Annotated in this window: 27 protein-coding genes; 10 read left to right on the forward strand and 17 right to left on the reverse strand. The window is 24.1% G+C overall.

All coding sequences use genetic code 4. The features are described 5' to 3' along the window. Positions 1 to 3: 3 nt before the first annotated feature. The 8 genes from AACK91_RS11275 to AACK91_RS11310 form a co-directional block, all read right to left on the reverse strand. The gene (locus tag AACK91_RS11275; protein ID WP_338963404.1) at positions 4 to 468 is read right to left on the reverse strand and encodes a hypothetical protein; all 465 of its coding nucleotides are present in this window, start codon (positions 466 to 468) and stop codon (positions 4 to 6) included. Next, positions 453 to 1,343 carry a recombinase RecT gene (locus AACK91_RS11280; RefSeq protein ID WP_338963407.1) on the reverse strand — a complete coding sequence of 297 codons (891 nt, stop codon included), beginning with the start codon at positions 1,341 to 1,343 and terminating at the stop codon, positions 453 to 455. The genes AACK91_RS11275 and AACK91_RS11280 overlap by 16 nt, the downstream gene beginning before the upstream one ends. A 1-nt stretch (position 1,344) precedes the next feature. Further along, the gene (locus AACK91_RS11285; protein ID WP_338963237.1) at positions 1,345 to 2,046 is read right to left on the reverse strand and encodes a hypothetical protein; all 702 of its coding nucleotides are present in this window, start codon (positions 2,044 to 2,046) and stop codon (positions 1,345 to 1,347) included. 2 nt (positions 2,047 to 2,048) lie between these two features. After that, entirely contained in the window at positions 2,049 to 2,186 is a 138-nt protein-coding gene (locus AACK91_RS11290) for a hypothetical protein (RefSeq protein WP_338963239.1), read from the reverse strand. A gap of 1 nt (position 2,187) precedes the next feature. Then, positions 2,188 to 2,409: a hypothetical protein gene (locus tag AACK91_RS11295; RefSeq protein ID WP_338963241.1), complete on the reverse strand. Its 222-nt coding sequence runs from the start codon at positions 2,407 to 2,409 to the stop codon at positions 2,188 to 2,190. A 507-nt stretch (positions 2,410 to 2,916) separates the two neighbouring features. After that, a complete protein-coding gene (locus tag AACK91_RS11300; protein ID WP_338963409.1) occupies positions 2,917 to 3,153 on the reverse strand; it encodes a hypothetical protein in 237 nt (78 codons plus the stop codon). 258 nt (positions 3,154 to 3,411) lie between these two features. Next, the gene (locus tag AACK91_RS11305; protein ID WP_338963366.1) at positions 3,412 to 4,395 is read right to left on the reverse strand and encodes an IS30 family transposase; all 984 of its coding nucleotides are present in this window, start codon (positions 4,393 to 4,395) and stop codon (positions 3,412 to 3,414) included. 441 nt (positions 4,396 to 4,836) lie between these two features. Continuing rightward, positions 4,837 to 5,799 carry an IS1/IS1595 family N-terminal zinc-binding domain-containing protein gene (locus tag AACK91_RS11310; RefSeq protein WP_338963388.1) on the reverse strand — a complete coding sequence of 321 codons (963 nt, stop codon included), beginning with the start codon at positions 5,797 to 5,799 and terminating at the stop codon, positions 4,837 to 4,839. Between the two features lie 124 nt (positions 5,800 to 5,923). Here AACK91_RS11310 and AACK91_RS11315 point away from each other — a divergent pair, with 124 nt between their 5' ends. The 6 genes from AACK91_RS11315 to AACK91_RS11340 all read left to right on the forward strand — a co-directional run bounded on the left by AACK91_RS11315 (position 5,924) and on the right by AACK91_RS11340 (position 10,675). After that, on the forward strand, positions 5,924 to 6,124 hold the full coding sequence (locus AACK91_RS11315) for a hypothetical protein (protein ID WP_338963390.1): 201 nt from the start codon (positions 5,924 to 5,926) through the stop codon (positions 6,122 to 6,124). Between the two features lie 15 nt (positions 6,125 to 6,139). After that, positions 6,140 to 7,504 carry a hypothetical protein gene (locus AACK91_RS11320; RefSeq protein WP_338963393.1) on the forward strand — a complete coding sequence of 455 codons (1,365 nt, stop codon included), beginning with the start codon at positions 6,140 to 6,142 and terminating at the stop codon, positions 7,502 to 7,504. Between the two features lie 6 nt (positions 7,505 to 7,510). Continuing rightward, the gene (locus tag AACK91_RS11325; protein ID WP_338963223.1) at positions 7,511 to 8,449 is read left to right on the forward strand and encodes a hypothetical protein; all 939 of its coding nucleotides are present in this window, start codon (positions 7,511 to 7,513) and stop codon (positions 8,447 to 8,449) included. Further along, positions 8,439 to 9,620: a hypothetical protein gene (locus tag AACK91_RS11330; protein ID WP_338963396.1), complete on the forward strand. Its 1,182-nt coding sequence runs from the start codon at positions 8,439 to 8,441 to the stop codon at positions 9,618 to 9,620. The genes AACK91_RS11325 and AACK91_RS11330 overlap by 11 nt, the downstream gene beginning before the upstream one ends. A 16-nt stretch (positions 9,621 to 9,636) precedes the next feature. Further along, a complete protein-coding gene (locus AACK91_RS11335; protein WP_338966537.1) occupies positions 9,637 to 10,263 on the forward strand; it encodes a hypothetical protein in 627 nt (208 codons plus the stop codon). A gap of 73 nt (positions 10,264 to 10,336) precedes the next feature. Next, positions 10,337 to 10,675, forward strand: a complete 339-nt coding sequence (locus AACK91_RS11340) for a hypothetical protein (RefSeq protein WP_338963229.1) — start codon at positions 10,337 to 10,339, stop codon at positions 10,673 to 10,675. 19 nt (positions 10,676 to 10,694) lie between these two features. Here AACK91_RS11340 and AACK91_RS11345 read toward each other — a convergent pair whose 3' ends face one another. The 9 genes from AACK91_RS11345 to AACK91_RS11385 all read right to left on the reverse strand — a co-directional run bounded on the left by AACK91_RS11345 (position 10,695) and on the right by AACK91_RS11385 (position 15,480). Then, positions 10,695 to 10,904, reverse strand: a complete 210-nt coding sequence (locus AACK91_RS11345) for a hypothetical protein (RefSeq protein WP_338963231.1) — start codon at positions 10,902 to 10,904, stop codon at positions 10,695 to 10,697. Further along, positions 10,897 to 11,085, reverse strand: coding sequence for a hypothetical protein (locus AACK91_RS11350; protein ID WP_338963402.1), 189 nt, complete (start codon positions 11,083 to 11,085; stop codon positions 10,897 to 10,899). The genes AACK91_RS11345 and AACK91_RS11350 overlap by 8 nt, the downstream gene beginning before the upstream one ends. Positions 11,086 to 11,089: 4 nt before the next feature. Continuing rightward, positions 11,090 to 11,554 carry a hypothetical protein gene (locus tag AACK91_RS11355; RefSeq protein WP_338963404.1) on the reverse strand — a complete coding sequence of 155 codons (465 nt, stop codon included), beginning with the start codon at positions 11,552 to 11,554 and terminating at the stop codon, positions 11,090 to 11,092. Further along, positions 11,539 to 12,429 carry a recombinase RecT gene (locus tag AACK91_RS11360; RefSeq protein WP_338963407.1) on the reverse strand — a complete coding sequence of 297 codons (891 nt, stop codon included), beginning with the start codon at positions 12,427 to 12,429 and terminating at the stop codon, positions 11,539 to 11,541. The genes AACK91_RS11355 and AACK91_RS11360 overlap by 16 nt, the downstream gene beginning before the upstream one ends. A gap of 1 nt (position 12,430) precedes the next feature. Beyond that, on the reverse strand, positions 12,431 to 13,132 hold the full coding sequence (locus tag AACK91_RS11365) for a hypothetical protein (RefSeq protein WP_338963237.1): 702 nt from the start codon (positions 13,130 to 13,132) through the stop codon (positions 12,431 to 12,433). Positions 13,133 to 13,134: 2 nt separating this feature from the next. Continuing rightward, complete coding sequence (locus AACK91_RS11370) at positions 13,135 to 13,272, reverse strand: hypothetical protein (RefSeq protein WP_338963239.1); 138 nt, start codon at positions 13,270 to 13,272, stop codon at positions 13,135 to 13,137. Position 13,273: 1 nt separating this feature from the next. Further along, positions 13,274 to 13,495, reverse strand: a complete 222-nt coding sequence (locus AACK91_RS11375; protein WP_338963241.1) for a hypothetical protein — start codon at positions 13,493 to 13,495, stop codon at positions 13,274 to 13,276. Between the two features lie 507 nt (positions 13,496 to 14,002). Beyond that, entirely contained in the window at positions 14,003 to 14,239 is a 237-nt protein-coding gene (locus AACK91_RS11380; RefSeq protein WP_338963409.1) for a hypothetical protein, read from the reverse strand. Between the two features lie 257 nt (positions 14,240 to 14,496). After that, positions 14,497 to 15,480 carry an IS30 family transposase gene (locus AACK91_RS11385; protein ID WP_338963366.1) on the reverse strand — a complete coding sequence of 328 codons (984 nt, stop codon included), beginning with the start codon at positions 15,478 to 15,480 and terminating at the stop codon, positions 14,497 to 14,499. 320 nt (positions 15,481 to 15,800) lie between these two features. Here AACK91_RS11385 and AACK91_RS11390 point away from each other — a divergent pair, with 320 nt between their 5' ends. The 4 genes from AACK91_RS11390 to AACK91_RS11405 are packed head-to-tail and all read left to right on the forward strand — an operon-like array spanning position 15,801 to position 19,314. After that, positions 15,801 to 16,199 carry a hypothetical protein gene (locus AACK91_RS11390; protein WP_338966539.1) on the forward strand — a complete coding sequence of 133 codons (399 nt, stop codon included), beginning with the start codon at positions 15,801 to 15,803 and terminating at the stop codon, positions 16,197 to 16,199. Next, positions 16,192 to 17,652, forward strand: coding sequence for a PBSX family phage terminase large subunit (locus AACK91_RS11395; RefSeq protein WP_338966540.1), 1,461 nt, complete (start codon positions 16,192 to 16,194; stop codon positions 17,650 to 17,652). Before AACK91_RS11390 ends, AACK91_RS11395 begins: the two co-directional genes overlap by 8 nt. Next, positions 17,652 to 17,930, forward strand: a complete 279-nt coding sequence (locus AACK91_RS11400) for a hypothetical protein (RefSeq protein WP_338963203.1) — start codon at positions 17,652 to 17,654, stop codon at positions 17,928 to 17,930. Before AACK91_RS11395 ends, AACK91_RS11400 begins: the two co-directional genes overlap by 1 nt. Then, positions 17,923 to 19,314, forward strand: a complete 1,392-nt coding sequence (locus AACK91_RS11405) for a hypothetical protein (RefSeq protein WP_338966541.1) — start codon at positions 17,923 to 17,925, stop codon at positions 19,312 to 19,314. The genes AACK91_RS11400 and AACK91_RS11405 overlap by 8 nt, the downstream gene beginning before the upstream one ends.

Genomic DNA, 19,314 nt, shown 5'->3' on the forward strand with positions numbered 1-19,314 from the left:
ATATTAACTTTCATAATTAGCAATAATAATTGCATCTCGTAAATGATTACTTATTTTTTCATTATTATAAAATCAACCTTTACCATATTGATAAGTTAAATTAGTATCTTTATCAAATTTTCATATACAACTATCATTATATTTACTTAAATTTTCCATATTTTTAACAACTGATTTAGTATTTTTTGGTGATACTCAATTAATAAAATATTTATAAACAGATAATGCTCCTAATAATCTTAATAAATCATCTCTATCTTTACTAGCATTAGCAGATGTATATAAACAATCTTCAATATTAATTTTTTCTTCATAATCAAACAATTTATCATTAATAAATTCATATTGTTCTTTTCAATTTTTATTTGTAAATTCTAATTTTTCAATTAATTTATTATCTTCATAAATAACAATAGCAGTAGTACCTGTTCCTGATGGGTCAATACCTATTTTTATCAAGTGGCTCATTCCTCATCGTTGTTATTATTAATTGTTGGCACTACATTTGATATATCTTCTTCTTTAACTAAATTATTATCTGTCACTTCTTCACTTGATATATTTTCATTACTAATTTGACCCTTATTTATGCTTATATTGCTATCATTATCAATATAAATCTTTTCATCATTAGTTGTAATAACTGCCTGATCTGATTTATAAGCTTGTTGTAATTCAACAGACATAATACCTCATTTTCTTAATAAAGATGTTAATACTGTTTTTAATGCCATTTCATCAAAACTAGCAATATAAAATGATTTATTTTTAGCATAAGTTTTAGAATATTTCATAAAATGATTTTCCATTTGTTCTTTGGTCATATATAAAGTTTTTCCAAAACCATTAACCATTTTAAAGTATGCTACATAACCAATAATTGGTAATTTTTCTCTTTCATCTTCATTTTGAATTCAATTAAAACTAGTTCCTTTTAAACGATCATAATTTACTAATTCATTTTCTCTAACATCTGATACTGACATATCTAAATATTGACCACTTCTTTGTGCTAATTGAATATAACCTTTATAACCTATTTGAAATTGAGCTTGATTAATTCATTCTTGGATTTCGCGACCGTTAATAATTCTTGTTATTTTAGTATTATATGGAACTACATAAGCATAACCAAATTGTTTTTCCATTGGTAAATTTAATAAAACTCCTTGATAACAAGCAGTCATAATTGTTTTTGGATCTGCTTTTTGTAATAATTCATTACTATTTGATATTGCAACTATATTACTTTTAAATCTTGCAATTTCATTTTCATTAGAAAATTTACTTTTTATTCATTCTGTTGCTTTATCTGTTCTTAAAAATTCAACAATATTTGCCATATTATTTTTCTCCTTTATTTATTTTAAAATTAATACCTTTAACCCCAATTAAATTAATATCTTTATTACTATCTCACTGATCTTTAATTTCATTTTTAACAATTTGTTCATCAACAACTAAATAATTTTTAATAAGATTAATAAGTTCTAATTTATCAGCATTTTGTAAAAAATCATCATTAATACCAATAACCTCAATATCTTTAATTAATAATTTTTCTTTCCGAAAATTACTAGTAATAATTTTTAATTCTTGCTCTTGTTTTGCTACACTTTTAATTTCTAAAAATTGTTCTTTTTTATGAGTTTCAATAATTTCATTTTGTTTTTGAAATTGAATATTAATAACATTATTTTTTAAAGAATCATGATTATTCTTAATATTATTTTCTAAATTCAAAATATCTTTTCTAATAAAATTTAATTCATCTTTAAAAGATTTTATTAATTCTAATGGTTCTCTAAAAATATAATCAATTTTTGAAACTACTAATTTTAAATCTTTTAGTGATTGTGATTTATATTCTCCATTTATTAATCAAGCTTGTTGTCGATATATAAATTCTGCTAATTCTTGTCCATTTTCATCAATTCATTTTTTAATTGTTAATGCTTTTAAACTTAATTCTTTAAAATTATTTCCTTTTAAATAAAATGGATACGTAATATTTTTAACTTCATTATTTAATTTTAAATCTGCCATAATTAAATTTCCTCTAATTCCATTTCATTAATTAAATTATCAATATATTCATAAGCACTTTCTTCTGAATGACATTCTTCTAATGCCATATTAAATAAATCTTCTTCAGTATAAACATAACCATTTTCATCTTTTCACATACTAATTTACCTCGTTCTTTGCTATTAATATTTCTATTAATTTTCTTCCTTTTTGTTCTTTAATATCAAAATAAGTTATTTCTTGATTTAATAAATGTGCTTCTTCATTTTTAATTAAATTAATATCATCATTAATATTTTCTTTTTGCCCTGTTTTATTATCAAATATATTAATACAAAAATCATTGTACATATATATTGATATTAGATTTTTGATTGTCATATTTACCTCCTATTTTTAACTCGCTGGCACTCACTCCCAAGTGAAAGTGCCAAAGCGAGAGTTAGTTATATAATTAAGTATTTATCTATTTATTTACTACGCCATCCGCTTCACTGCGGGTGAGCGGTGGCGGTATGTTTTATTGTTTAATGTTTAATAATCGACAGTTGTTTTTATAAGATAATGCCAGAGAATTCTCTCTCTTCATCCGCACCATTTCAGGTCAAAGCGTTCAGTTTTTAAAATAAATTCACTTGCACCTTGAAGAGCCTAATGCTGACTTTGTGGTTTTTAAAACCTCTGTCATCCTCTAATGGGATAATATCTATCGCAAATTTATTTATAAAGTGGCCATCTCAATATTTATTGTCGTTTGATGTTGACCCCGCACTTATCACGACTATCGCTTGTTAAAGCGTCTATTATTTACGGACTGATTACCGCTGGGCTAGACCGCCTATGTGGAAAAAAACACTTAGTTATTTAAAATAACTGTTCCACCCTGCATTAAGTTGTTTTATAAAATCAAAGTTTAAAAGAACCAGTTTTATCATCAAAGATAATTTTTGAATTTTCTAGTTTTTGATAAAACTGTTTTTGTGTTTTATCTTTTATTTTATTTAATAAATATTTATGTTTTTCACAAGTTCATAAAACTTTATTTGATAAAAATTCTTCGGTAATGAATGATACTGCTTTATAGCAATCATTAACATCACATATTTTTTGTTTTTTAATTATCATTACCTCCTTTTAGGGATTTTTTATTTCAAATAAAAAAACAACCCTAACAAGAGTTGTTTTTTGGAGCTTCATCGTACATTATACGAGACGTATTATGTAAATCTAAGCTCCAAATTTATCTCTTGTTATTTTAATAATAACACTTTTTAAAAGAAGTGCAACTATTTTTTTAAAAAAATAAATTATTTTTAAATTTACCCTATTTTTGGCATATTTAAACACACTGAAAAATAATTTATTAAATTACTTCAAATAAACTTATCTAAAATTCTCTAAAAATACTTCTTTTGAAGTTCTTCAATTAAGAACGGGCCTTAATTTTTCATTTATAATATCGACTACTAAATCTATTTCTTGTTGCGTAACAAGATTAAAATCTGTCCCCCTACCATATCGTTTTCTAAATTCACGGTTTAGTCTTTCAATTAATGGTTTTTGATTAGGCGAAGCAGGGTCACAAAAATAAACATTAGAACCAGTAATCTTTTCCATTTCTTCAAACTTACTAAATTCTTTTCCTCTATCGGTTATTATTCCTTTAATTTTTCCAACTAAACCATTAATTCTAACTATATGTTTAAGTTTTTCTAAAACTTCATTAGCAGTATGTTCTTCTAATTTCATAGCAAAGTATTTTTTACTTGATTTCTCTGTCAAAACTAAACAACTAGATTGATGTTCTTTTCCAACTACGGTATCCATTTCAAATCAACCAACATCTTTTTCTTTATTTTCAATATCTCATATTGATTTAAATCTTTCATCTAATTTCCCACGATTATCAGGTCTTTTCTTTGTTCTATTTCTTCTACCACCATTTAATAAATTTTTCTTTAACAAACCCAAAAGACCTAAAAAAATTCATTTATAAAATGTTTTAAGACAGGCAGGAAATTTGATACCAAATTTTATTAAAAATCGCTGAATAATTTCTGCTGGTGAATCACCCAAAATATTAAATCGTAAATTTAAAAATTCTTGTTGTTCTTCTGTAAATGTAGGTATTTTTTTAATACACTTTTGTCGTTTTTTATAATAATCATCATGTGCCTCACGGGCATTATAATCTTCTATATTTGTAAATCTATTAATTTCTCTTTTAACAGTATTAATATCTCTTCCTGTTTGTCTTGATATTTCAGATAAATTAAGTGTGCCATTTTTCTTTTTGCAACTATCAGATAAAAATAAATCCTTAAAAAATCTTCGTTCATCATATTTTACATGTGTATAATCTTTCATTACTCTATATTTCCTCCAATTCTTTTATAAAAATAGTTATACATTAAATTTATAAAAAAGATAAATTTTCACATTTTTTTAAATTAAAATTATTGACAAATATATTATTAATTATATAATTATATTGTAACAAGCTCCAATTTATCTCTATATGCTTGTATACTAAAATAAAAAGTAAAGTAATTTACTTTTTTTTATTTTGATGTAAAATATAAATAATAAAAAGAACCGCGATGGTTCTTTCATAGTTTTTATTTACTCTTTTATTTAATCATATTCATTAAATAATAGCAATTTTAATATGCAAAAAGGAGTAAAAAATGAAAGAATTTAATCCAAATCTTTAATTTTGTCGAAAACTCTTGATGAAATAAAAAAAATCATCAATATGACAATTTGAAAACTAATTTTGTGTAAGATTATGATTTTGCTTTAAATTTTTTAAACGTTAAAATATAATACCGTTGATTGTTGGTTTGGTGTTAAACCTTTGTGTTGGTATTTTCATTTTCAGAGCTTTAAATAATTTTGAATATTAGTGAAACCCAAACCATGATAATGAATTAAGGCTTCTTTAAGACTGGATTGTAATTTACTAATCTTATTTAACTTTTGATAACTAGTATCAGGGTTTGTACTAGTTTTGGTGGAATATAGAGTAGAATTTGTTTGTTTTGCTACTAATAAATATAGTGGTTGCATATCAGAAATAATTATTGATTTTTCTTTAATTAGTTGCTTATTCATATTTTCAATAATCCATTGTTTTTGTAATCTTTTGGTATTGGTGGATTGAACAAAAATATTATTATTGCTATCAACTGCCATTTGAATACAGCATTTGGTATCAGTTGAAAATGGATCGAGATGAGTTTTTCGTTTATCAAATTTATCTTTAAAATTGCCTTTATGAATTTCTTTAATAAATGTTTCATCCATTTGGATTTGAACATTTAATTTTTTAAATTTTAACTGTGTATTTTCTAATTGTTTTGATTGCATTAATTTTTGTCGATTATATCAAGCGGTTTTTGGGGTTGTTTTAATAAAACGAGAAATTATTTTACTAGATTGTCCTAACAATGAAATTTGAATTAATAAATTTCACTGTTCATAATTTAAATGACTTCAATAAGTAAAATGATGACGAAATGCATCAAAACTAGCACGACATTTTTTACATAAATATTTTTGTTTTCCTTCGGAATTATGACCATTTTTAACACAATGAAAAGATTTGCAATTAGGACATATAATGCCTTTATCTCTAAATTTTTGATCAATTTCATTTAAACGTTTTTGTTTTTTAATTAAGTCTGCTTGTTGTTTTATTTTTTCATAAAATTCTAAAAATTGATCATCTGTTAAGCTATTTATTAATTCTGTAATTATTTTTTTCATCATTTATTTACCTCTATATATTAAAAATATACCTAATTTTAGGTATATTTTATAAATATCAAGAGTTTTCGACAAAATTAAAGAAATTAATTTAGAAAAAGTTAGTGGTAGTTCTTTATCTGAAAAAATGCAAACTTTAAAAGAATTAAAACCTGATTTGTTTGTTGAAGAACAACCATCAGTTTCACCAACTAATTTAATTAAAGAAATGATTGAAAAATCGGTTGAAAATAAAAATGATGAAATTGAAACTATTAAAGAAAAAGGAGCATATACTCCAGAAGAAATTAAAAAATTAACTGATTATACACTTAAAAACCTTAGATAATAAGGGAGTGAAATTATGGCAACAATTAATTTGCCACAAGTACCTTTTACATTACAAGGTAACACAACAGGTCAAAAAGCCTATGTTGATATGGTTAATGCTTTATTGCGTGGACCTTTATATAATGAATATGCAAGTATTATGCAGTATGCTACTGCAACCGCAGAACAAGTTGCTTGATTACCTAATGCAGGACAAGCACTATATAATTTAACTCATCGTGTGGTATGACAAGATGATTATTCATTACCAAATGGTGGGGCAACTCAAACAATGGGATTAACAAGAATTCCAGTTCCGATTGATAAGAGATTTAATTTAAAATTAATGAATGAGGCTTTTGACTTAGCATTAATAGAACAAAATATTAAAAATGGTGTTATTGCTGATGCTATTTCTAGTGTTGTACAAAATAAATTTGTTAATTTAGAATGTGAATTAATTCAGGCTATTTATGATTATTGTTTAGCAGATGGTCAATATGAAGTAATTCCATTTCGTAGTTATACAGCAGAAAATGCTGATGATGCAAATAAGGCATTCTTTACATTAAATGAAACTTTGATTGAATTAACAAATCAAATTAGTAATTTATATTTTGGATTGCCAACTGATAAAATGTTTATGGTTTTAGGTCGTAGAGCCTATTTAGGATTAACACCTGCGTATTTAAAAGTGATTGGTTCACAAGCCCAATTAAAAGCAATGGTTAATGGTGAATTATATGAAAATACCGCAATGGGTATTCCTGTATCTAAAAGTTTTCATTTAGAAAAAACATATACAAAAGGACAAGTTAACCGTGATAAAGGTTATAATTTTACTAATGTAAATGGTTTAATTATTAATAAACAAGTATGAGCTTATCCAATTAATATGGATACTATTCAACAAGTTTTAGATAATGATACTGCTAACCCTAAATGAATTGGTAAAGTACAATATGCAACACCAACAATTTTATATCCAAAAACATGTAAAATTATTTTAGAAAAAGCGCCAACCCAAGATGAAATTAATACTGCTAAAAGTAATCTTAATAAAACATTTAGAGTTCCTGTTGATTATGTAATTCCATCATCAAATAAAATTGATATTAGTGGGATTAATAAATTAGATAAACCAACTATTCATGTTGACGATCCAACTCAAACAACAGCAGAACAATTAAAACCACAATTTAAAGATGTTGTTTTAAAATCAGTAAAAGCGGTAAATAATTTTTTAACAGAAAATGATTATGATTACTTTATTGAAGCTAGGGGTGAAGATTGACCAATTAATATTAAAAATGACAAAACTGTTGAAGTTCAAATTGAAGGTAAAAACAATGCTACTGGTCAAACAAACCCCATTGATGTTGTAATTAAAAATTCTTAATAAACAATGAATTTACTAATATTACGCGTTTTAACTTTATTAGTATCTAATTTAGAAAATAAACCTTTAATAAGTAAATTTGTAAATTTAATTAATAGAGTTAATCAAGTTCAAAATAAAATATTAAAACCAATTAATTATATTACTGATAAATATAATAAAATTACAAGTAAAGTTGAAGATATTTATCAATGATTAAATCCTTTTACTTATTTAGATTTAATTAAAAAAGGTCATAAAAAAGAAATACAACAAATATTAAGTCAATTAGAAAAAGATAATAATATTCAAAATAGAGAACAATTTAAAAATGAAAATTATCTAAATACTAATTGACAGCCTTTAAATAGTAGTTGACTTGATAGTGGTATGTTTAATATTACAAATAAGTTAACTTTAACAGGTAATTTAACTATTTTAATATATACAAAAACAGCAAAACATCCAAAATTTTATGGTCCATATGTTTATCCTAGTGTTCCAGTTGAAATATGAAAATTATTAAGTAATGCTGTTTCTAATGCAGGGACTTTATTTTGGCGTTATTGATTAAGAAAATGATTACCTAGTCATTTAAGAAATTATATTAAAAAACGATTACCACAAGCATTAAAAGAAAAATATCCCAAAGGAACTACTAAATTAACATTACCAACAGTTCAAAAATTACAACAAATTAAAAAGTTTATTAATAATTTAAAGATTGGACATTTTAATTTTAATTTTGCTGGTGAAATTAATAATAAAAAATGATATCGAGAACGCCGAAGTGATGTTAAAAATATTAAGAATTTATATAAAACACCAGTTAAAAATAAATTTTATCAGGTTAATAAATCTATTAAAGCAATTAATAAAACCAAAAGAAAGGTTAATAGTTATAAACCAAATAATTTAAAAAATAAATATCGTAATCAATTAAGGGGTGTTTTATATGGAAAATAATTTAAGTAATTTGTTATTTATAACAGTTGAAGATGTTAAAGCAAGTAAACTTTGACAACCTATTAATGATCGTAAACAATCTGCTTATAATGATAATTTAATTTATAATGCTATTTTAAAAACTAGTTTATGAATGGATAGATTATCAGGTGGAACAATTTCAGATAAAATTAATAAAAAAGATTTGTTTCCTTGAGTAAAAAAAGATAATACTGGTTTAATTGAATATGATAAATGATTAAGTTATATTCAATCTGCTTGTTTATTAGCAGTTATAAATTGATATTTACCAAAAGGAGTTAATGATTTAACTGGTAGTGCTTCATTTTCACAAGGTGGAGTTGCTTATTCACAAACTAATGACCCAGAAGCAAATGAAAATATTACTCGTGATGTTAAAAATGCTTTAAAATTAGCGGGTGAAATTATTGATATTATATCTAGTAAAACAGTATCTAGACCTTATAATTATAGTTTAGATAATTATGCTCATCCATGAGAAGAAGAATATAAGCATATTAGTAAAAAAACTTTTTATCCAACATTATTATTTTGATTAAAAGAACGATTACAAACTGATAATTCAATAAATATTACTTATCCTACTATTAATGATTTTTCTAAAATTGATTATAATGAGTGTATTAAATTAATAGTTCCCTTTGATAATAATACGATTTATTATGAAAATAATGTCTGAAAAGCAAAACAAAGTAGTGGTACTGATATAAAAATTGATAATAAAACTATCATTAAAAATGATAATGATGAGATTGAAGTTTCAGATTTAAAACAAGATAAATTAATAAGTGGTACAAATATTAAAACTATTAATGGTAATTCATTATTGGGGAATGGTGATATATCTATTAATACTGGTAATGATTGAGAATTAATTAATTATCCAGAAGCAAACGAAAAATTAACATTTAAAATTCCAGATTATGATTTAATAAAATATTACTATAAAATATCAATTTCAATAACAGATTATGCATCTGCTAATAAATTTGTAACATATTATTTTGAAACAATATCACAAAAATCAATATTTTCATTTTTAGCAGATAATTCTTATAAAAGAATAACAATTAAGCAAGATGGCTCAATTTCAAATGATACAAATAATATTGTTATTAAAGATTTAACAATTAAAAGAAAATTAATTTAGAAAGGATTTTTAATTAATGAAACAAAATAAAACAACTTGATTAAAGGGTGCCTTACCTTGAAATTGATTTAAAAAAGACCCTATTCCAACTTATAATTGAAATCATAAAGATATTAGAGAATGAGAAAGAAAATATAAAATTCGTAGTTGAGTAGTTAGTTTTTATACATTGATATTTTTAGCATTAAATTGTTGATTAGAATATGGCATGATTAATGCAATAAAAGATAATATTAATTGATATAATTATGGACAATATTGAGGTAATGGAATTGCTATTTTACTAACACCTTTATTTACATATGGAATTCAAGGTATATTTGTTGCTAGTAGTAAACCAAAAGTAGATATGAAAATTGATATTCCACGATTAAAAATATCTAAAATGGGATTAGTATTTACAATTTTACCTTTAATTACTTTAATAATTTCTTTAATTATTATTTGAATTGATAAATCAAAATGAAAAAAAGACCATTTAAGACATTGTTTGAACTGCCGTATTAATCCGCGTGTTATTCAACCAAGAATAGCAAAACAATGAAATAATTTGGATGGTATAACAGAAGAAATATTTAAAAATATGCAAGATGAATATACTAAAAAACAAGAAGAAAATAACAAAGAATTAAATTTAAAATAAACTATATATAGGGGCGGTTGATATTTTTGGGTGGTTATATAGTTTAATTTATAAATTATTTTGTTCTGAAAGAATGGATGGCCACTGTTTTAGTAAGAATAAGAAAGGAAATATAAAAATGGAAATTAGTAATGAAATAGTAATTGCTTTACTTGTGTTAGCTGGCGCAGGAGGAATGGGTAGTCTTGGTATTCTAGGGTTATCTGCTAAAAAAATTAAAAAATATAAAGCAGAAATTAGAGAATTAAGAACTGCTGTTATTGCTCACGAAAAACATTTACGAGGACCTGATTATGCAACAGAATTAGCATTAAAAACAGGTCAAATTAAAAATGTTAAAAAACAAGTTAAAGTAAATGACAAAAAACAAGCACAAAAAGATGCTATTAAAAAACTAACAAATAGTATTTAAAAAAAATAACCTTAATTGGTTATTTTTTATTTTCTAATATTAAGTCTAAATTTTTAACTTTACAAATAACTAAATTATTTTTTCCATAATTATTTTTATAATATTCTCAGTATTCAGTTGAATTAATATCTACATCTTGTTTATCAATCCCAATTATATATTCACCACGAGGGTTTTTACAAGGGCGATTACCTTGTTCAGATCGATAACATAAAATATAATTATTCATATTCTTTATTTCCTTTATAATGTGTTATATAAAAGTTAATAAGATATTCAATTCGTTGCGAATAAGTAAAGTTATTAAATTCATTTCAAACTTTTTCTTCATTTTTATTTAAGTAAATATTAACATTACGAATTTGACAAGAATAATACTTTCCTGTTTTTTGATTATATGAATGTTTCATAATATTAACTTTCATAATTAGCAATAATAATTGCATCTCGTAAATGATTACTTATTTTTTCATTATTATAAAATCAACCTTTACCATATTGATAAGTTAAATTAGTATCTTTATCAAATTTTCATATACAACTATCATTATATTTACTTAAATTTTCCATATTTTTAACAACTGATTTAGTATTTTTTGGTGATACTCAATTAATAAAATATTTATAAACAGATAATGCTCCTAATAATCTTAATAAATCATCTCTATCTTTACTAGCATTAGCAGATGTATATAAACAATCTTCAATATTAATTTTTTCTTCATAATCAAACAATTTATCATTAATAAATTCATATTGTTCTTTTCAATTTTTATTTGTAAATTCTAATTTTTCAATTAATTTATTATCTTCATAAATAACAATAGCAGTAGTACCTGTTCCTGATGGGTCAATACCTATTTTTATCAAGTGGCTCATTCCTCATCGTTGTTATTATTAATTGTTGGCACTACATTTGATATATCTTCTTCTTTAACTAAATTATTATCTGTCACTTCTTCACTTGATATATTTTCATTACTAATTTGACCCTTATTTATGCTTATATTGCTATCATTATCAATATAAATCTTTTCATCATTAGTTGTAATAACTGCCTGATCTGATTTATAAGCTTGTTGTAATTCAACAGACATAATACCTCATTTTCTTAATAAAGATGTTAATACTGTTTTTAATGCCATTTCATCAAAACTAGCAATATAAAATGATTTATTTTTAGCATAAGTTTTAGAATATTTCATAAAATGATTTTCCATTTGTTCTTTGGTCATATATAAAGTTTTTCCAAAACCATTAACCATTTTAAAGTATGCTACATAACCAATAATTGGTAATTTTTCTCTTTCATCTTCATTTTGAATTCAATTAAAACTAGTTCCTTTTAAACGATCATAATTTACTAATTCATTTTCTCTAACATCTGATACTGACATATCTAAATATTGACCACTTCTTTGTGCTAATTGAATATAACCTTTATAACCTATTTGAAATTGAGCTTGATTAATTCATTCTTGGATTTCGCGACCGTTAATAATTCTTGTTATTTTAGTATTATATGGAACTACATAAGCATAACCAAATTGTTTTTCCATTGGTAAATTTAATAAAACTCCTTGATAACAAGCAGTCATAATTGTTTTTGGATCTGCTTTTTGTAATAATTCATTACTATTTGATATTGCAACTATATTACTTTTAAATCTTGCAATTTCATTTTCATTAGAAAATTTACTTTTTATTCATTCTGTTGCTTTATCTGTTCTTAAAAATTCAACAATATTTGCCATATTATTTTTCTCCTTTATTTATTTTAAAATTAATACCTTTAACCCCAATTAAATTAATATCTTTATTACTATCTCACTGATCTTTAATTTCATTTTTAACAATTTGTTCATCAACAACTAAATAATTTTTAATAAGATTAATAAGTTCTAATTTATCAGCATTTTGTAAAAAATCATCATTAATACCAATAACCTCAATATCTTTAATTAATAATTTTTCTTTCCGAAAATTACTAGTAATAATTTTTAATTCTTGCTCTTGTTTTGCTACACTTTTAATTTCTAAAAATTGTTCTTTTTTATGAGTTTCAATAATTTCATTTTGTTTTTGAAATTGAATATTAATAACATTATTTTTTAAAGAATCATGATTATTCTTAATATTATTTTCTAAATTCAAAATATCTTTTCTAATAAAATTTAATTCATCTTTAAAAGATTTTATTAATTCTAATGGTTCTCTAAAAATATAATCAATTTTTGAAACTACTAATTTTAAATCTTTTAGTGATTGTGATTTATATTCTCCATTTATTAATCAAGCTTGTTGTCGATATATAAATTCTGCTAATTCTTGTCCATTTTCATCAATTCATTTTTTAATTGTTAATGCTTTTAAACTTAATTCTTTAAAATTATTTCCTTTTAAATAAAATGGATACGTAATATTTTTAACTTCATTATTTAATTTTAAATCTGCCATAATTAAATTTCCTCTAATTCCATTTCATTAATTAAATTATCAATATATTCATAAGCACTTTCTTCTGAATGACATTCTTCTAATGCCATATTAAATAAATCTTCTTCAGTATAAACATAACCATTTTCATCTTTTCACATACTAATTTACCTCGTTCTTTGCTATTAATATTTCTATTAATTTTCTTCCTTTTTGTTCTTTAATATCAAAATAAGTTATTTCTTGATTTAATAAATGTGCTTCTTCATTTTTAATTAAATTAATATCATCATTAATATTTTCTTTTTGCCCTGTTTTATTATCAAATATATTAATACAAAAATCATTGTACATATATATTGATATTAGATTTTTGATTGTCATATTTACCTCCTATTTTTAACTCGCTGGCACTCACTCCCAAGTGAAAGTGCCAAAGCGAGAGTTAGTTATATAATTAAGTATTTATCTATTTATTTACTACGCCATCCGCTTCACTGCGGGTGAGCGGTGGCGGTATGTTTTATTGTTTAATGTTTAATAATCGACAGTTGTTTTTATAAGATAATGCCAGAGAATTCTCTCTCTTCATCCGCACCATTTCAGGTCAAAGCGTTCAGTTTTTAAAATAAATTCACTTGCACCTTGAAGAGCCTAATGCTGACTTTGTGGTTTTTAAAACCTCTGTCATCCTCTAATGGGATAATATCTATCGCAAATTTATTTATAAAGTGGCCATCTCAATATTTATTGTCGTTTGATGTTGACCCCGCACTTATCACGACTATCGCTTGTTAAAGCGTCTATTATTTACGGACTGATTACCGCTGGGCTAGACCGCCTATGTGGAAAAAAACACTTAGTTATTTAAAATAACTGTTCCACCCTGCATTAAGTTGTTTTATAAAATCAAAGTTTAAAAGAACCAGTTTTATCATCAAAGATAATTTTTGAATTTTCTAGTTTTTGATAAAACTGTTTTTGTGTTTTATCTTTTATTTTATTTAATAAATATTTATGTTTTTCACAAGTTCATAAAACTTTATTTGATAAAAATTCTTCGGTAATGAATGATACTGCTTTATAGCAATCATTAACATCACATATTTTTTGTTTTTTAATTATCATTACCTCCTTTTAGGGATTTTTTATTTCAAATAAAAAAACAACCCTAACAAGAGTTGTTTTTTGGAGCTTCATCGTACATTATACGCTTCGTATTATGTAAATCTAAGCTCCAAATTTATCTCTTGTTATTTTAATAATAACACTTTTTAAAAGAAGTGCAACTATTTTTTTAAAAAAATAAATTATTTTTAAATTTACCCTATTTTTGGCATATTTAAACACACTGAAAAATAATTTATTAAATTTTTCAAATAAACTTATCTAAAATTCTCTAAAAATACTTCTTTTGAAGTTCTTCAATTAAGAACGGGCCTTAATTTTTCATTTATAATATCGACTACTAAATCTATTTCTTGTTGCGTAACAAGATTAAAATCTGTCCCCCTACCATATCGTTTTCTAAATTCACGGTTTAGTCTTTCAATTAATGGTTTTTGATTAGGCGAAGCAGGGTCACAAAAATAAACATTAGAACCAGTAATCTTTTCCATTTCTTCAAACTTACTAAATTCTTTTCCTCTATCGGTTATTATTCCTTTAATTTTTCCAACTAAACCATTAATTCTAACTATATGTTTAAGTTTTTCTAAAACTTCATTAGCAGTATGTTCTTCTAATTTCATAGCAAAGTATTTTTTACTTGATTTCTCTGTCAAAACTAAACAACTAGATTGATGTTCTTTTCCAACTACGGTATCCATTTCAAATCAACCAACATCTTTTTCTTTATTTTCAATATCTCATATTGATTTAAATCTTTCATCTAATTTCCCACGATTATCAGGTCTTTTCTTTGTTCTATTTCTTCTACCACCATTTAATAAATTTTTCTTTAACAAACCCAAAAGACCTAAAAAAATTCATTTATAAAATGTTTTAAGACAGGCAGGAAATTTGATACCAAATTTTATTAAAAATCGCTGAATAATTTCTGCTGGTGAATCACCCAAAATATTAAATCGTAAATTTAAAAATTCTTGTTGTTCTTCTGTAAATGTAGGTATTTTTTTAATACACTTTTGTCGTTTTTTATAATAATCATCATGTGCCTCACGGGCATTATAATCTTCTATATTTGTAAATCTATTAATTTCTCTTTTAACAGTATTAATATCTCTTCCTGTTTGTCTTGATATTTCAGATAAATTAAGTGTGCCATTTTTCTTTTTGCAACTATCAGATAAAAATAAATCCTTAAAAAATCTTCGTTCATCATATTTTACATGTGTATAATCTTTCATTACTCTATATTTCCTCCAATTCTTTTATAAAAATAGTTATACATTAAATTTATAAAAAAGATAAATTTTCACATTTTTTTAAATTAAAATTATTGACAAATATATTATTAATTATATAATTATATTGTAACAAGCTCCAATTTATCTCTATATGCTTGTATACTAAAATAAAAAGTAAAGTAATTTACTTTTTTTTATTTTGATGTAAAATATAAATAATAAAAAGAACCGCGATGGTTCTTTCATAGTTTTTATTTACTCTTTTATTTAATCATATTCATTAAATAATAGCAATTTTAGTATGCAAAAAGGAGTAAAAAATGAAAGAATTTAATCCAAATAAAGCAAGTTTGGCAACTTTTTATCGTAAAATAGAGCAATTTTGAGAAAATAAATCACCCAATAAACCATATACTTTGAATGATTTAACCAATGAATTCAATCTTTCTAACAGATGAAAGCACGAAAATTACAAGAGCGAAAAGATAGTTCCTTTACTTGAAAAACAAGTTGATAGAATTGAAAGTGAAATAATTAATTTTATGATGAAAACACCTGATGGTGCTAAATTATATTGACAGCGTGCATTTAATTATAAATATTCACTGCAAGAAAAAGAACTTGAAAAAGAATTAAACTTAAATAATCAGCAACCAATAATTGTTAATTTACAAACTGATATTAGAGATATTAAAAAAGAAAGTGATAATAATGCTTAATCATTTTACTTATTTGTTAGAAACTCCTTATTGATTATTACAAAATAGTAGTATTGGTAATAAATATCCCTTTGCTAAAAAATATAAGTTAGTTAATGAAATTAATCAAATTGGAACACGATATAGTGGTAAGACTATTTCAAATATTAAAATGTTTGGTGAATTATTAAAAATTAGTTTATTAATTAAAGAACCAATTTGTATCATTGCTAGTATGTATTGAAGTAAGGATTTAAAAGATAGTGTATTTCAAAATATCTGAAATATGTTAGATGAAAATCATATTCCTTATACTATTAACTTATCAAATTTTACTTTTACTTTATCAAATGGTAGCAAAATATATTGTAAAGGTTTACATTCACCAAGCCGGAAAGAAAAATTAAAAGCTTTTGCTGATTTGAATAAATATAAATTAGTAATTGATTGAAGAGAAGAATGTGACCAATTTCAACAAAAAGATTTAAGTGATTTAGAATTTGCTATTCGTGGGTATCAAAATAAAATAACAATTAATACATGTAACCCTGAAAGTTTAAAAAGATATATTGTTGGTTATTGTAATGAATTAATGCCTTTTAATGAAGAAATAATGCGTAGTAAATATGAACAAATTAATTATATCGAAAAATGAAATATGAAAATTATTATTCATTATTCTAGTTGAAGACTTAATTATGAATTACCACAAAATAAAGTTAATGAACAATTAAGATTAGAACAATTAGATATTGAAAGAGCAAGAGTATGGAGTTGAGGATTGCCTGGTAATACTAGTGGGTCAATCTTTGCAAGATATCTTGATATTATGCAAGCAACAGATATTATTCAACCAACTAAGTTATTAGGTGGTGTTGACTTAGCAAACTCTACTAGCCCCAAAGGGCATACAACAGCAGCGAGTTTTTGAATATATAATTCATTTGATAAAAAAGCCTATAAAGTAGCAGAATATGCACACTCAAATGCTACGCAACAATTTAAAGGACCATTAGAACAAGTTAAAGATATTTTAGAGTTTTACAACAATCAATTAAACCAATACTTTAATTTAATACAACAAGGAATATCAATTAATGTTGATGACAGTGCTTATGCAACATTAGAAAGTTTAAACCGAGAGAAATATAATTATACTTTTGGTCAATACATAAATTTTAAACCAGCACAAAAGCAGAAGTTTAAAATAAAACATCGTATTGAGGCATTTACAATGTTAATAAATACTAATCAATTAAAATGATTATGAGAAAAATGTCCTGTAAGTAAAACCCAATATGAATTAATTCAATGAGAAGATAAGCCCGATGCAAGAGAAGAACGAATGTTAGATTTATATGATGACACATTTGATAGTGATTTTTATGCTTTACACTTTGAATTAGTACCAATGGTTAAACATAATAGTTCAGCAGATTATAAATTATGACAACAAAGGGAGTGAATAACTTAATGAAAAAAGATATTTATGTAATACACGATGAAAGAGTAATTAATGCAAAAAGACCATATATGTCTGTTTGTGGACAAGTTAAAAAAAGACTTTGTCAAGAATTAAATAAAGATAATATCGCAATATGTAAATTAAATTTATATAACGAATATATTAAGAAATATCAAAAAGTTAAAGTATGTGTACAAGTTTTAGCAAATGAACCTAGTTTATTAACAGTAAATATTATTAATTATGCACTTATTTTAAAATTAAAGGAGCAAAATAACAATGAATAATACTTTTCCTAGTTTAACAAACTTAAATGATATTAATAGTGTTTTAAAATTTTATAATTATGATTGAACTATTAATTTAGCCAATATTATTGCTCGTCATCAAATGCGATTAGTTAATGGTAAAGATATTTTATTTAAGTCTCATCGTAAAGACATTTTAGAAAAATTAAATTGATGATATGAAACTTATAAAATAAAAGAAAAATTAGATAAAAATGAATTAACAGCAAGTTTAATGGGCAAAACTATTTTTGGTTTATTAGAAACATCAGATGGCAATATTGATTTATGAATTAATCCTTTTAACTTTACATCTCGTGTAAGTAAAATAAACGAAATTGAACAAGGTGCTGATATTTGATTAAATTATCATCAATCAGATAGTGGTTTTATTTTAAATTTAATTTGTACCAAAGATAAAATAGTTATTAAAGGTTGACCTAAAAATAATGAAGTAGTTGTTGGACAAAGTAAAACACAAATTAAAGATGATGTTAAACCTGTTTTAGTACAAGAATTTAAAAATAAATTAGGCGTAGTTCCTTTTTGAGAAATGATTAATGAACCTAATCCGTTATTTTTATCAACATCAACTACATTAAACCCATTACCTACAATGGCAAATTGTTATAAATTACAATTTGATTTAGAAGATAGTTTTAATATTAAATCAAAAGAAAGATGAGCAAATCGTACTCATTGATATGGAATATTAGATGATGATTTAATGACTGCTTATAACAAAGGTAATAAAAAAGTATTACAAGATGCTTTTGATGATATTTTTATTCAATCAGGTCAATCAGCCGTAGATGGTCAATTATCTCAATCTTTACAAGTAGTACAAGGAACACCAACCTTAGAAACATATACGGAAGACCAAAAAGCAATTATTGAACAAGTATATTTAGCATGTCATTTTTCTAGTCCTTTTGGTGATAAATCAGATAATGACCAAAATAAAACACAATCTTTATTAACTAAAACCAAAGATTTAGAAAAACAAGCATATTTACAAGCATATCGTAAGCAATATTATACAAAAGTGTTTGATACCGTTTTAAAATATTACGGTTTATGAGATGGTACTGGTGAAAGACCTTATGGTTTTGATTTTGTTAGTGCTAGTTTAGTAGATCAAATGCGACAAAATGAATTAATTACTGCTAGATTAGATAATGGCACAATGGAACCAATAAGAGCAATTACTGAATATGAAAATATTGATGAATTAGAAGCAGCAAAATATTTAGAAAAAATAGAAGCATGACAAGATAAAATGCAAGCCAAAGAAATAGAACATAATAATAAATTAATGGAATATGATGAAACTGGTAATAATCAAAATGCCTTACAAGGTAGAACAGAAATTAAGGAGAATTAA

It is taken from the genome of Spiroplasma endosymbiont of Sarcophaga carnaria, from assembly GCF_964019595.1.
GTDB classification, from domain to species: Bacteria; Bacillota_I; Bacilli_A; order Mycoplasmatales; family Mycoplasmataceae; genus Spiroplasma; species Spiroplasma poulsonii.